The sequence below is a fragment of the Agromyces sp. H66 genome (genome assembly GCF_004959775.1).
Classification (GTDB): Bacteria; Actinomycetota; Actinomycetes; order Actinomycetales; family Microbacteriaceae; genus Agromyces.
In genome coordinates, this window is record NZ_SJZG01000002.1 from 303,649 (window position 1) to 317,007 (window position 13,359).

Sequence of the window (13,359 nt, forward strand, 5' to 3'; positions counted from 1 at the left end):
AGGCTCATGCCTCAGGGCCGCCGCTCAGCTACTCGACTGCGCAGGGCGACTGAACGCGGATGCTCGGCCCGCCGCCGAACTCCGACGCGGTCAGGTACACCGTGCTGATAAGACCGCCGGCGGCACCCTCGGCAGCGATGCCGTTGTCGGGGCGATACACCGTGAATGCACGTGACGACCAGTACCGGTCGACGAGCTCGAAGAGTTCCTCGTCGGGCGTCGACGAGGCAGCGGTGGTCACCACGACCTCCGACAGGACGCCGGGAAAGCCATCGGGATGCTCGCACCGACGGCGTTCGGGTGGATAGGTCGTGGCGATCGTGAGCCCGAGTTCCGCCGCGGTGCCCTCGACCAGCGCGAGACCCTCGGCCTCAGCGGTGGCGATGTTCGGGGCCTGCAGTGACTCGTCGCGCTGCGGACCGGCGTAGTCGGCGACGCGAGCGGTGAGGATGTCGCGCGCGTATGCCACGGCGTCGCCTGCATCGATGACGTACGCGTCCTCCGCGATCGTCAACACGACGACCATGCCGCCCGGGCCCGATACCCGGCCGAGTGCCGGATAGCCGGTGCGATCCTCGAGCGGCGCGAACACCCCGTCGAAATCAGGTGTGCGCAGCATCCCCTCCATCAGGTCGCCCGCTCCGGGCACGATGAAGAGCCGTCCGCCTTCGAGCGCGCACGCCACCACGACCAGGCACTCGAATGCCCAGCCCCTGCATGCCGCGACCGCGTCGTAGCCCCCGATCGACGTCGACGAGGCGATCGGCTCGCCGTCGGCGTCTCGCACGTTCACGGCATCACCGTCGAACGGTAGCGCCTCGACCGAGAGGTAGCCCCAATCGCTCGTGTAGTCGAGGGCGGGTGCGCCGGCGTTCCACGAACAGCGGAGACCGCCGGCCGCCGGCAGGAGCATCAGCAACGGGTCGAACTCCAGCGGTGGCATCGCCGACATGGGGCTGGGCTCCACGCCGCCGACGTCGGTGAGTGCTGCGGCGACGAGGTCGTCGGAGGGAACCAGCTCATCGCAGCCCAACGGGGCGGCATCGGCCTCCTGGCCCCCGGTGCCGATCGCGCAGCCCGAGATCAGCAACAACAGAGCGAGGACGGCGGGCACGCTTCGTCGGATCGCAGTCGGCACGAGACGACCGTATGGGGTGGTGCAGCTCGCACACCATGCGGCCGGTCATCACTGACACACCGATGAGTGGGAAACGGGAACAGCCCAGTGTGCGTCGGTCGGATCCGAGGTGCGCACAAGCCGGGTCACCAGTAGCCCCGACCAGTGACGACGACGGGCGCGACGAGCGGATGCGACGGGCAGGCTCGTTGCCATCACCGACCGAAATCGGTCAACCGAAAGGAAATCATCATGAGCACCATCATCGACGGCACCACCGGCATCCGGTCGTTCGCGGTCGAGTTCTCGCAGGAACAGATCGACGACGCACGCCGGCGGATCGCGGCGGCGCGATTCCCGAGCAGGGAGCTCGTCAACGACCGCTCGCAGGGGGTGCAGCTCGCGACGCTGCAGGAGCTTGCGCGGTACTGGTCGGACGAGTACGACTGGCGCCGCGTCGAACGACGGTTGAACGCGCTGCCGCAGTTCACGACCGAGATCGACGGAGTCGAGATCCACTTCATCCACGTGAGGTCGCGGCATGAGAACGCGATGCCGCTGATCATGACGCACGGCTGGCCGGGTTCGGTGATCGAGATGCTGGACATCATCGGCCCCCTGACCGACCCGACCGCGCACGGCGGCTCCGCCGAGGACGCGTTCCACGTCGTGCTGCCGTCCCTGCCCGGCTACGGGTTCTCGGGCGAACCGACCGAGCTGGGCTGGGAGAACGGCCCCATCGCCGCCGCCTGGGCGAAGCTGATGGCCCGCCTCGGCTACACGCGCTACGTCGCCCAGGGCGGCGATGTCGGCGCCGCGGTCACCGACGCGATGGGCCGCCAGGGCCCCGACGGGCTGGTCGGCATCCACATGAACCTGCTCGCCCTCGCGATCGGCGTCAAGGACGTCCTCCCGGCCGAGTCGGAGCCGGAGCGCGCCGCGCACGCCGCCCTCGAGACGTTCACCACGGACGGCTTCGGCTACTTCCTCGAGCAGTCCACCAGGCCGCAGACCATCGGCTACTCGCTGCTCGACTCGCCGATCGGCCTCGCCGCGTGGATGCTCGACCACGACACCGACAGCTACCTCAAGATCACCCGCGCGTTCGTCGACGGCGACCCCGTCGGCAACCTCACCCGGGACCAGATCCTGGACAACATCACGTTGTACTGGATGACGGGCACCGGCGCGTCCGCCGCCCGCTGGTACTGGGAGTTCGGCCGGTTCCTGGCCGCGTCCCACGGCCACACCCCGCCGCCGGTACAGGTCCCGGTCACCTTCACGACCTTCCCGGGTGAGCTCTTCCCGTCCCCGCGCACCTGGGTCGAGGCCGTCTACCCGACGACCACGTACTTCAACGAGGTCGACCGTGGTGGCCACTTCGCGGCCTGGGAGGAGCCTGAGCTCTTCACGGCCGAGGTGCGGGCCGCATTCAGGTCGCTGCGCTGATGTTCGCGCTCCGCGCCTACGCACCGAGCGAGCCGGCACGACTCGCCTTCGAGGAGGCCCCCTCGCCCGACCTCGGGCAACGGGATGTCCTGGTCAGAGTGCACGCGAGCGGTGTCAGCCCGGGCGAACTGGACTGGCCCGGAGTGTGGCTCGACCGCGACGCCACGCCCCGCGTACCCCCGATCATCCCGGGACGCGAGGTCGCCGGCGTCGTCGAGGCGGTCGGCCCGCAGGCGACGGGATTCGCCGTCGGCGACGAAGTCTTCGGTTACCTTGATGTCCATCGTGACGGCGCTGACGCGGAATACGTCGCCGTTCGGGCCGACGCCGGCGAACTCGCACCGAAGCCCGAGTCGTTGGCGTACCCGGAGGCGGCGGCGGTCCCGCTGTCCTCCCTGACGGCGTGGCAGGCGCTCTTCGATCACGGGGACCTGCAACCCGGGCAGCGAGTCCTCGTCCATGGCGGTGCCGGGGGCGTCGGGACGTTCGCGGTCCAGTTCGCCCGCTGGAGGGGCGCCTTCGTCGTGGCGACGAGCTCCGAGCGCGACCGTGCGTTCGTGAGCGAGCTCGGAGCCGAGGAGGTGATCGACTACCGCGGGGCGCGCTTCGAGGACGCCGTGTCGGACCTGGACCTGGTCCTGGACACGGTCGGAGGTGACACGTGGTCGCGATCATGGGACGTGATCCGCCCTGGTGGGCGGCTCGTGTCGATCGCGGTCCCGCGTCCACCCGACCGAGACGATGAGGACGGGCGCCGGGCGATCTGGTTCGTCGTGCGGCCGGATGTCCCCCAGCTGGTCGAGATCGGCCGGCTGATGGACGCCGGGCTCGTCCGGCCGATCGTCTCGGAGGTCCTGCCGCTCGCCAGGGGCGCAGAGGCCTATGGGCCCGGCGCCCTGCGGAGCGGGCCCGGAAAGGTGGTGCTGTCCGTGGCCGGCGGCTAGAAGACGCCATGCCCGCGGACCTGCTCGCCGGGAGCCACGAGCTCCCGGCGAGCGACGCGCGCCGAGCAGACCTCGTCGAGGCTAGCCGGCGACCGGCTCGTACGTGGGGAGTGCGCTTCGCAGAGCCCTGCGGGAGTTGATCTGGAGCTTGAGGAAGACCTTCTTGAGGTGCCACTCGACAGTGCGGGGGCTGAGGTAGAGCGTGGCACCGATCTCGGCGTTCGTCCTCCCGTCTGCTGCCAGTCGCGCCACATGCGCTTCCTGGGGCGTGAGCTCCTCGTGCTGCGCCTGGGTACGCTTGCGCACCGTCGCCCCGGTCGCGACCAGCTCATGCCGAGCGCGTTCCGAGAACCCCTCAGCACCCATGTCCGCGAACATCGAGTGCGCGATCCGCAGTTGCTCGCGCGCGTCGACCCGCCGTCCCTCGCGACGAAGCCATTCGCCGTACACCAGATGCGCACGTGCCACCTCTGGACGCAGTCGCGTGGCACTGAGGCACTGGATCGCCTCGAGGTAGTGCGGTTCGGCGTCCGCGGCCTCGCTGAGGAGGGCGGTCGACCGCTCCGAGATTCCGACCGCCCAGTCCGTGGCGCCCACCCTCGCGCTCGCCGTGAGGCGCTCGAGGGATGCCGCAGCTCGGTGCGGTCGGCCGAGCCGTGCGGCTGCCTCGATGTGTTCGACCGAGGCGAAGATGGAGACGAACCAGTCGGGCCATGCGTCCCACGCTTGCTCAGCGGCATCCAACGCCTCGTCATACCTCCTCAGGCCGTTCAGCAACATCGCGCCGGTCCAGTGCGCCCATTGGAGCCCGAAGCCCGACCCGCTCGCACCCGCGTTTCGCCTGGCCTCCTCGAGCAGGGCGAGGCCCTCGGATTCCCGACCGCGAAGCGCCGCCAGCAACATTCCTCCGAATGGAGGGACTCGACTGCCGATCGCCTGATTCACCGCAGCTGCTTCAGCACACAGGCGGAGAGCGGCTTCCAGCTCGCCCGTCATGGCCATCGTGATCGCGGAGCCGTTCAGGCCGAACGCGAGCGGAGTGAGCGCTCCCGCCTCCCGCGCCAGCTGCAACTGCCGCGTCGTGCTCGTGTTCCGCGTCTCGAAGTCCCAGAGCTCGAGCGCGGCACACGAGGCGATCACACTCCACTGCATTCCTCGGTCGATCGGAAGGTCCCCGGCGACGAACTCGCCGAGTCCGCGGCGGAGGGTGGGTGCCGCCGCCTCGCGACCGTCGGTCACAGCACGGACATCCCATGCAGGAGGAGATCGGTACCGTGCTGATCGGCGCCGAAGGCTCGCCTGCTACGCACGACGCGGGAGACCTCGCGCATGTCGGCACCGGCGCGGTCGCCGGCGAAGAGCGCCGCCCCCCATGCGTCGAGATAGGACTCGCGAGCAAGAACCCGGTCGAGCGACTCCAGCCGCTCTGCCGCCGCGAGCAGGAGTGCAGGCGCCTCGTCGAGCGAACCCGACGCGGACGCGATCTGAGCACGCATCAGGTCGGCCCGAGCGTGGTGCAACTCGTCGAAGGTGGATGAGTCGGCCGTGTGAAGTACATGCAGCGCAGACTCGAATTCTCCTGCGTGCAGGCTTGCTTGCGCTGCCGCGAGAGCACGTTCTGCCCGCGCGGTGGGATCGTTCGTCAACTCCGCCGAACGCTTGAGGAACGCAGCTGCAGCCGAGAGTCCGCCTCGGGCACGCGCTCGCCCCGCTGATCGCTCCAGCTCCATCGCCACGGTCTCGTCCGGTCCGACGGTTGCGGCCGCGAGATGCCATGCGCGACGGTCAGGCTCGACCTGTGGGTCGATCGACTCGGCGAGGGAGAGGTGCACGATGCGCCGATCGAGCGGCGATGCCGCTCGGTAGACCGCGGAGCGCACGAGCGGGTGACGGAACTGCACCCCGCTGTCCAGGGTGAGCAAGCCCTCGCTCTCCGTCTGGTCTGCCGCCGAGGCATCGATACCGAGGCGATCTGCCGCACGCCAGAGCAGTAACAGATCGTCGCCCGGCTCGGCGGCGGCGAGGAGGAGCAGGAGCCGCGCCTCTCGGGAGAGTCCCTCCAGGCGAGCGAGGAAGGCATCCTCGATACGCTCGGGAAGGCCCCGAGCGTCACGCCGCACGAAGGCACCCGGGAGTTGTGTCGAGGTCAGCCGCTGCGGCAGCTCCAGCAACGCGAGCGGATTGCCCCGGGTCTCCGTGAGCAGCCGATCACGCACGCGGGATTCGAGTCGACCAGGGATGACCGTCCGCAGGAGTGCGTGAGCGTCGTCCTCTGCGAGACCCTCCAGTCGCAGTTCCGGCAGGCCGTCGAGTTCGCGATTCGAGGCCGGCTCGCGCACGGCGAACACCATGGCGATCGAATCCGCGAGCAGGCGTCTCGCGACGAAGGCGAGGGCCTGCGTGGAGGCGCTGTCGACCCACTGGGCATCATCGATGAGGCAGAGCATCGGCTGTCGCGCGGCTTCCTCCGAGAGGAGGCTCAGGGCGGCGAGCGAGACGAGGAACGGGTCGGGAGTCTCCCCGTCGATCAGACCCAGAGCGACGCTCAGCGCCACCTCCTGCGGTGCGGGAATCGAGCCCACGCGATCGAGGAACGGCCGGCACAGCTGATGCAAGGACGCGAACGGCAGCTGCATTTCCGACTGCACCCCGGAAATGCGGTGAAGCTGGAGGCCGGTGGCGTGATCCGCGCAGTGGCGGAGCAGGCTCGTCTTGCCCATCCCGGCTTCACCGCGGAGCACCAGAACCGCCCCGCGGCCGCCTCGTGCTTCTGCCAGGAGGTTGTCCAGCAGCGTCAGCTCGCGCGCACGACCGAACAGGAGACGGTCGTCGTGTCCGCCCATGCTGAGGCCTCCTTGCGAACCCCTCCTCATGATCCGAGGCAGCCGAACGGCCGGCGCCCGAAGTTTGTACGCATCATCTGCCGGAGCCGAGCCGGGGCGGCGGCACTGAGGCAACTTGAGGAAGTTTCGCTTGGCTCGGAGTGTAATCTGGGGGCAATGTCCGCCGCAAACAGGTCTGACGACCTGGGGAATGTTGCGGCCGCCGCTGATCGTGGGCACGAAGGCAAGGGGCGATCAGCCACCGTTGAAGAGCGGGTCCAGGCGGCGCAGCGTCCCTGGGAGACGCGCGCGGAGGCAACTCTGATCAGAGAATTCCACGAACGAACCTACATTGGACCGGGCGCCGCACATGAAGTCATCACGGCTGAATTACGATCCAGAGATGGTCCTGACCAGTGATTGTAGGGCGGACGGGACTTGAACCCGTGACCGATGGATTATGAGTCCACTGCTCTGACCGGCTGAGCTACCGCCCCTCGCGGCGCGTCACTCGGGAAGTGCCGCGGGCGCGATCTCGGTGACCGGGTCGGTCACCGATTTTCCACGATACAGGCTCTCGAATGTCGAGATCGTGCGCTGGATGTCGTGCGCGGCGATGAGCCGCAGTGACCCCTCTTTGAGCGAGCGGTACTCCTCGGGAGACGCCTCGAGCACCATGCGGAGCTTGGCGGCCAGGTCTTCGGGATTCGAAGGTTCGAAGAGGTAGCCGTTCTCGCCGTCGTGCACGAGGTGCGGCAGGGCCATGGCGTTCGCGGCGACCACCGGCAGCGCCGAGGCCATCGCCTCCATGGTCACGATGCTCTGCAGCTCGGCGATCGACGGCATCGCGAGCACCGACGCGCGGTGGTAGGCGTCGCGAAGCTCGTCGTCGGTGACGTAGCCCGTGAACGTGACGCGATCGGCGACCCCGAGTTCTGCGGCGAGGTGCTCGAGATTGCGCTTCTGGTCGCCGCCGCCGACGATCTCGACCTTCGCGTCGAGGTCGGCGGGGAGCAGGGTCAGCGCTCGCAGGAGCACGTCGATCTGCTTCTCGCCGGTGACGCGCCCGACGAACAGGATGCGATTCTCGGTGCGCGGTTCCCACGAGGGCGAGTACTTGTGCGCGTCGATGCCGCAGGAGATGGCGTGCACTTCCGACAGCCCCGTGTGCCGCTCGAGGAACTGCGCGGCCTTGCGGGTCGGTGTGGTGACGGCCTCCGCACGGCCGAACGTGCGCCGGGCCGCCTTCCAGGCGAGGCCCACCGCCCACTCCTGCCATGCCTTCGGCAGCAGGGTGAACTCGAGCATGTTCTCGGGCATGAAGTGGTTGGTGCCGATGATGCGGATGCCGCGGCGCTGCGCCTCGATGGAGAGCCCGCGTCCCACGACGATGTGCGACTGGAAGTGCACGACGTCGGGCTTGACCTCGTCGATGACCCGGGCGCTGTTCTGCTTGATCCGCCACGGCAGGGCGAATCGCAGCCAGTCGTGCGGATACCAGCGCCACGAGTAGAGGCGGTGCGCGGTGAGCTCCTGGCCCTCGTGCACCTCCTTCCACGTGCCGTGCTTGCGGCTCGCGGCAGGAGCCATGACGTGAACCTCGTGGCCACGTTCGACGAGTCCGGCGGCGAGGCGCTCCGCGAAGCGGGCGGCCCCGTTGACGTCGGGCGCGAACGTGTCGGCTCCGATCAGGATCCTGAGCGGACGTTCCGTCTCTGAGCCGTGGGTTCCGGCCGGGGGTGTCGCACCAGGTGTGTCAGACACAGTGGTCGTGTTCCTCACATTCGTCGGATCGAGGCGATCGGCCTCCTGGGATGCACGGCCCGGGGGTTCGGCACGCGCAGGCTGCATCCGACCCTAGTCTACGCGGCGTCGGTACCGCTCCCCTGTGAACGCATGTCGCCGAACGCGCTCAGAGGCGCGTCTGCGGGTGGTTTCGCGCGAGAATGAACACTCCCCACACGGCGATCGCCCCCGCGATGACGAACACGAAGTTCGCCCAGAGCGGCGCCTGCGAGGCCTCGCCGAGCACGAGGATGCCGATCGCCACGGCGACCATCGGGTCGACCACGGTGAGGCCCGCGATGACGAGGTCGGGCGGGCCGGTGGCGTAGGCGTTCTGCACGAAGTACGCCCCGAGCGCGGTGGCGAGGATCAGCCCGACGAGGCAGAGGAACGTGAGCCACTCGAATTCACCCTGCTCCAACCGCCCGAGCACGACCTTCGCGAGGGTCGCGACGAAGCCGTAGAGAACTCCCGCCATGATCACGTAGAAGATGGCGCGGATGCGGCGACGGAGCATCCCGAACGCGAGCGCCGCGAGTGTCAGCACGACCGCCAGGATCGTGAGGATCGTGATGAGGTGCTGGTCGGTGACCGGCTTGTCGACGGCCGTGAACGCGGCGACGCCGACGAAGAGGAACACGCCGCCGACGCACATGATGATGGCGATGATCGACCGGTGATTCAGCTGCACTCGACTGACCCGGGAGTTCAGGATCGACGTGATCACGAGGGCGATGGCGCCGAGGGGTTGCACGACGATGATCGGTGCGAAGTACAGGGATGACAGCTGGAAGACGATCGCGAGTCCCAGCATGAGCGTGCCGATGACCCACGAGGGCCTCGCCAGCAGGAGCGAGAGCTGCTTGACGTTCAGCCCCTTGCCGAGCGTGTCGACGGTGTTGGATTCGACCTTGACGACCCCGCGATGCTGGAATTGCGCACCGAGCGAGAGGAACACCGCGCCGATGAGCGCGAGCGGGATGCCGATGAACTGCGTCGGGTCGAGCGCGATCTGCTCGGTGAAGTCGGTCAGGTCGGGATCCACGGAACGACCCTACCCGTTCGCCCGCCGATATCCTTGCCGAATGGCCGTGCTCCCCATCCGCATCTCCGGTGACCCCGTGCTCCATTCCCCCGCCCTCCCCGTCGAGGCCATCGACGACGAGATCCGCGTCCTCGTGAGCGACATGTTCGAGACGATGGATGCCGCGCCCGGCGTCGGGCTCGCCGCCCCGCAGGTCGGCGTGCCGCTGCGGATGTTCACGTACGGCTGGGTCGACGAGACCGGCACGCGCTGGCGCGGCGTGGCGATCAACCCCGAACTGTGGATCTCGCCGCCGCCGGCCGGCGAGCCCGATCCCGATGAGGAGTCGGAGGGCTGCCTGAGCTTCCCCGGGGAACGGTTCGGCCTCCGCCGTGCCGCTCGGGCGATCCTCCGGGCGACCGACCTCGACGGCGAGCCGTTCGAGATCACCGCCGAGGGCTGGCTTGCTCGCATCTTCCAGCACGAGTACGACCACCTCGACGGCACGCTCTATACCGACCGGCTCGGCGAACGGGACCAGCGCATCGTCGCGAAGATCTCGAAGAAGCTCGGCTGGGGCAAGCCGGGCGTGTCGTGGATGCCGGGCGTCGATCACCTCGAGGATTGAATCATCCGCCACGGGACCCCGATGCGGCCATGCGGCGGGCGATGCGCTGTTCGAGATCGTCCAACTCGCCCGAGACATCGACCGCCAGCCAGACCCGGTCGCGCTTACGGCCGGTGATCTCGCGAAGGATTCCAGCCGCCTCGAGTCGCGCGATCGCCGAGTTGGTGTTCGGTGGCCCTGATCCGATGACGCGGGTGATCTCGTCACCGGTGAAGACCGAATGATCGAGGATCGCGTCGATGAGCTTGGCACCGGCCGATCCCGCGCGAAAGGTCACGGTATCCGCCCAGGTCTTCGGCATCTCGATGAGACGGCCCGCCGAGATCCGAGACTCGGCGGCCGCGGCCTGCATGCCCGCAGCCAGGTTCCGCACGAACGGCTCGAGGGTGCCGTCTCGGTACTCGTTGATCAGGTGGAAGTAGTGTTCGCGTTCGGCCAGGAGCGCACTCGCGACCGGGACGACGCTGTTCCCGGTGATGCCTCGGCGTCGGAGTACGGCGTTGATCAGCGCCCGCCCGATGCGGCCGTTGCCGTCGGTGAACGGGTGGATCGACTCGAACTGGGCGTGGCCGATCGCCGCCTGCACGATCACCGGGACGTCATCGCGGTTGAGGTATCGCACGAGATCATCCATGAGGTCGTGAACCCTGGCCGGTGCGGGCGGGATGTGCACCGCGCCGCGAGGTGAATGATCGCTGCCGCCGATCCAGTTCTGCATCGTGCGCCATCGTCCGGCGTACCTGCCGTCGAGTGGATCCTCGGCCATGAGGCGACGATGGGCCTCGAGGATGTCCTCGATGCCGATCCGACCGCTTCGACCTGCGGCATCCACGAGCCCTCCGAGGGCTTGGGTGGCCGCCACCATGCTCCGCGCCGAGCGGTTCGCCCTGCTCCCCGCGAGGGCACGAGCGAAGTCCTCCGCGGATGCTTCCTCGTACTCGATCCGGCTCGATGAGACGGAGTCCGTGCGAATGAGGAATCGGCCGAGTGCGGGCAGCCCGCCGGTCGCATGCTCGACACGAGCGACCTCGACGGCGGCCTGCTCGGCGATGGCGGTGAGTGCCGGGGCAGCCTGATAGTCGAGGTCGGCGATCATGGGTGGAATCGTCGCGTCGACGTGGTCGAGCATCCGGTCCTCGCGGGTTCCGCCACGGACGGACTGCCGCCACGAAAGCCGTTCAGCACCGTGTGCCGGCCAATCCGGCGCAGCCTTCTGCATCGGATGCCGCTCCCCCATGCGCCCCCCAACCGATCATTTGCCGGTAAATTCTATCGGTTAGCGGCATAAGCGCAAATAGTGTCGCAGGAACTTCCACTTGGAGACCGGATTGATGCTATCGACGCGAGTCTTTCGGCTTGGGGAGCTCCGCGTTCGTGCAGCGGTTCTCGATGGCGTCATGAATCGTCCAGGTCGTGGTCTCTTGATCAGGGAGGAGGTGTCATGGTTCGTGTACCTGCCCGGGCCGGTGGCGTCGGTGCGCGTCGGGCGCGCGCGCGGGGCATGAGGACGCGCGTGCTGCTGGTCTGTGCGGCGTTCGCGGTCGTGCAGGTCCTCCTGAACGCCTCGCTCATTCCGTTCGCCGCGGGCCTGGCCGCCGCGTCACCGCCCGGCTACGCAGTGCTGGCAGGCCTCTACAGCCTCATGCCGTTCACGGCTCGCCGATTCACCGACGTCGGAGGCGCAGCGACCCTGACGGCGCTGTTCTCCGGTCTGCTGGTCGCCGCGTTCAGTCCGATCGGAGTGCTCATGCTCGTTCCGCTCCTGTTCTCTGCCGCCACATTCGACGGCGTGCTGTGGCTCGGCCGGTCGCGGTCCGGGTCCACGCCAGACAGCGCCTGGGTGTTCATCGCCGCTGCGGCGTCGGCAGCGAGCCTGTTCCTCGTGTCGCTGCCCGTATTCTCCACCGAGCACCTCACTCCGGTGTTCCTGGGCCTCACCGCGCTCGGCCGGCTCGCCGGCCAGCTTGCCGCCGCCGCAGTGGCGCTGGGCCTCGTGCGACAGCTCGCCCGCGCTGGGGTTCGCTCGGGTCCGTCGCGCGAACCTCAGCAGCCCAGTGGACGGACCGACGGACGGTCAGTCAGCAGGTGCGAGTGAGAGGAACCGCATGCGGTTCTCGCCGTAGTAGCAGGTCTGGACCATGAACTCGCCGGCCATGCCGACGAGGGTGTCGGCGTTGGAGGATTTCGGCGTGTGTCGTTCCTCGACGACCTCGTAGACGATGTCGGAGCCGGCGACCTTGACGTGCTGGCCGATGTCCCAGGTGAGGATGATGTCGCCACCGCAATAGTTGTGCGCGGCGTACAGCGGGAGCACGCCGTCGGCGCGGTAACTGGTCATCTCGGTGAACTCGCCGCCGCACCGGTCGAGGTCTCGCATGTCCCCTTCGCCGCCGAGGGTGAGCGTGGGTAGCTCCCCCGGTGCGACCCACTGGTGGATCTGCTGCTCGACGGTGACCTTGAGGTTTCCGGTGATCTTGTCGACGGCGTCGGGTGCGACCACCGTCGCGCCGGTGAGCACGAGACCGAGCACGGTCACGATGACGGCGACCACGAACAGCATCGTCCGGCGCCACCGCCCGGTCTGATCGGTAGGGGCGGTGGTGGGCCCTCCGTCAGGGGCGGACTGGTCGTATTCGGCCGCCAGGTGACGTGCCGCGGGGCGTTCAGCCAGCAGCATGGCGTGTCGCCTGGGTCTTGTCCCTGCGCGGTCCCCTTCTCCGGCGAAGCGCGCGAGGGACGCGGGGACGGATGATCAGGAACGCTCCGACCGGCGCGGCGACGAGCGCGACGGCCCACCACGGGAACCCGGGCGGCGGGGTGGTGTCGGCCATCGCGTAGCGAGTCTCTCCGTACGCCGGCGCATCCACGCGTTCGGCGCGAATGAGGAGCCGGTGGGTGTTGACCCCGGTCGGGGTGCAGGTGATCAGGGTGAGGTAGTCGTGGCCGGGCACCTTGCGGAGCTCGTCGGTCTCGTTCGGGAGGACCGTGACCTGCTGGTCGACTTCGTAGTAGAGGTCCTCGCCGAGGACGCTCACGATGATCTGGTCGCCGTCCTCGAGCTCGTCGATGTCGTCGAACAGGGTCGCCTGCGCGAATCCGTTGTGCCCGGTGAGCACCGAGTGAGTGTCGTCGCCGCCGACCGGGAGCGCAGAGCCGAAGAGGTGGCCGATGCCGCGTGCGAGGGTCGCGTCGTCGGTACCGTGGTAGATCGGCAGGTCGACCCCGATGGCCGGGATCCGTATGCGAGCCATGGCGTCGGATCCGGGGATGACAAGGGTCTCGAAGTAGGCGTCGCTGCCCTCGCCCACCGCCGTCTGCTCCCCGTTCACGTTGAGCACGTACGGGTCGCGGATCGGGCCGTCGGGAAGCGCGGCGTTGTATGCCCGGGCCTCATCGAGCATCGCCTGGCTCGCCGACTCGGGCAGGCTGCCGATGCTGTGCACGTACCCGTCCACCTCGCCGTGATGCCGTATCGACGACAGCCACGACGCCGCCGACGGATACACCATCACACCGACGCCGAGGACGGCGATGACCATGACCAGGGTGTGGGTCCAACCCCACCCGGGACCACGGCCCCGGCTCTCCCG

At 68.6% G+C, this 13,359-nt stretch carries 12 protein-coding genes and 1 tRNA gene; 4 read left to right on the plus strand and 9 right to left on the minus strand.

The features are described 5' to 3' along the window. Positions 1–28 precede the first annotated feature (28 nt). On the minus strand, positions 29–1,138 hold the full coding sequence (locus tag EZM51_RS04745) for a hypothetical protein (protein ID WP_136707091.1): 1,110 nt from the start codon (positions 1,136–1,138) through the stop codon (positions 29–31). 231 nt (positions 1,139–1,369) lie between these two features. Between EZM51_RS04745 and EZM51_RS04750 the strand changes: the two genes are divergently transcribed. Both EZM51_RS04750 and EZM51_RS04755 read left to right on the plus strand, forming a co-directional pair. Further along, positions 1,370–2,566 carry an epoxide hydrolase family protein gene (locus tag EZM51_RS04750; protein WP_136707092.1) on the plus strand — a complete coding sequence of 399 codons (1,197 nt, stop codon included), beginning with the start codon at positions 1,370–1,372 and terminating at the stop codon, positions 2,564–2,566. Next, positions 2,566–3,510: an NADP-dependent oxidoreductase gene (locus EZM51_RS04755; RefSeq protein ID WP_136707093.1), complete on the plus strand. Its 945-nt coding sequence runs from the start codon at positions 2,566–2,568 to the stop codon at positions 3,508–3,510. The genes EZM51_RS04750 and EZM51_RS04755 overlap by 1 nt, the downstream gene beginning before the upstream one ends. A gap of 81 nt (positions 3,511–3,591) precedes the next feature. On the opposite strand, the gene EZM51_RS04760 is transcribed toward EZM51_RS04755, so the two are convergent. From EZM51_RS04760 to EZM51_RS04780, 5 genes are all read right to left on the minus strand, one after another. Then, complete coding sequence (locus EZM51_RS04760; protein ID WP_136707094.1) at positions 3,592–4,749, minus strand: LuxR family transcriptional regulator; 1,158 nt, start codon at positions 4,747–4,749, stop codon at positions 3,592–3,594. Continuing rightward, entirely contained in the window at positions 4,746–6,572 is a 1,827-nt protein-coding gene (locus tag EZM51_RS04765) for an AAA family ATPase (protein ID WP_136707095.1), read from the minus strand. The genes EZM51_RS04760 and EZM51_RS04765 overlap by 4 nt, the downstream gene beginning before the upstream one ends. Positions 6,573–6,755: 183 nt before the next feature. After that, a tRNA-Ile gene (locus EZM51_RS04770) sits at positions 6,756–6,829 on the minus strand. Positions 6,830–6,839: 10 nt separating this feature from the next. Continuing rightward, positions 6,840–8,096, minus strand: coding sequence for a glycosyltransferase (locus EZM51_RS04775; RefSeq protein ID WP_248305466.1), 1,257 nt, complete (start codon positions 8,094–8,096; stop codon positions 6,840–6,842). 148 nt (positions 8,097–8,244) lie between these two features. Next, the gene (locus EZM51_RS04780) at positions 8,245–9,162 is read right to left on the minus strand and encodes a DMT family transporter (protein ID WP_136707097.1); all 918 of its coding nucleotides are present in this window, start codon (positions 9,160–9,162) and stop codon (positions 8,245–8,247) included. A 40-nt stretch (positions 9,163–9,202) separates the two neighbouring features. Between EZM51_RS04780 and def the strand changes: the two genes are divergently transcribed. Further along, on the plus strand, positions 9,203–9,769 hold the full coding sequence (gene def, locus EZM51_RS04785) for a peptide deformylase (RefSeq protein ID WP_136707098.1): 567 nt from the start codon (positions 9,203–9,205) through the stop codon (positions 9,767–9,769). 1 nt (position 9,770) lies between these two features. On the opposite strand, the gene EZM51_RS04790 is transcribed toward def, so the two are convergent. Beyond that, positions 9,771–10,898, minus strand: coding sequence for a Fic family protein (locus EZM51_RS04790; protein ID WP_136707099.1), 1,128 nt, complete (start codon positions 10,896–10,898; stop codon positions 9,771–9,773). A gap of 312 nt (positions 10,899–11,210) precedes the next feature. On the opposite strand from EZM51_RS04790, the gene EZM51_RS04795 reads away from it, so the two are divergent. Next, a complete protein-coding gene (locus EZM51_RS04795) occupies positions 11,211–11,864 on the plus strand; it encodes a hypothetical protein (protein ID WP_136707100.1) in 654 nt (217 codons plus the stop codon). Here the strand turns inward: EZM51_RS04795 and EZM51_RS04800 are convergent. Together EZM51_RS04800 and EZM51_RS04805 are read right to left on the minus strand one after the other, a co-directional pair. Continuing rightward, the gene (locus EZM51_RS04800) at positions 11,844–12,329 is read right to left on the minus strand and encodes a hypothetical protein (protein ID WP_136707101.1); all 486 of its coding nucleotides are present in this window, start codon (positions 12,327–12,329) and stop codon (positions 11,844–11,846) included. The genes EZM51_RS04795 and EZM51_RS04800 overlap by 21 nt on opposite strands. 103 nt (positions 12,330–12,432) lie before the next feature. Then, positions 12,433–13,308, minus strand: a complete 876-nt coding sequence (locus tag EZM51_RS04805; protein WP_169053790.1) for a class C sortase — start codon at positions 13,306–13,308, stop codon at positions 12,433–12,435. Between the last annotated feature and the right edge of the window lie 51 nt (positions 13,309–13,359).

Bases quoted from the DNA above. Each gene is read 5' to 3' on its own strand.
- EZM51_RS04800 (WP_136707101.1), bottom strand. From the start codon at position 12,329: ATGCTGTTCGTGGTCGCCGTCATCGTGACCGTGCTCGGTCTCGTGCTC.
- def (WP_136707098.1), top strand. From the start codon at position 9,203: ATGGCCGTGCTCCCCATCCGCATCTCCGGTGACCCCGTGCTCCATTCC.
- EZM51_RS04795 (WP_136707100.1), top strand. From the start codon at position 11,211: ATGGTTCGTGTACCTGCCCGGGCCGGTGGCGTCGGTGCGCGTCGGGCG.
- EZM51_RS04750 (WP_136707092.1), top strand. From the start codon at position 1,370: ATGAGCACCATCATCGACGGCACCACCGGCATCCGGTCGTTCGCGGTC.
- EZM51_RS04790 (WP_136707099.1), bottom strand. From the start codon at position 10,898: ATGCTCGACCACGTCGACGCGACGATTCCACCCATGATCGCCGACCTC.
- EZM51_RS04755 (WP_136707093.1), top strand. From the start codon at position 2,566: ATGTTCGCGCTCCGCGCCTACGCACCGAGCGAGCCGGCACGACTCGCC.
- EZM51_RS04805 (WP_169053790.1), bottom strand. From the start codon at position 13,308: ATGGTCATCGCCGTCCTCGGCGTCGGTGTGATGGTGTATCCGTCGGCG.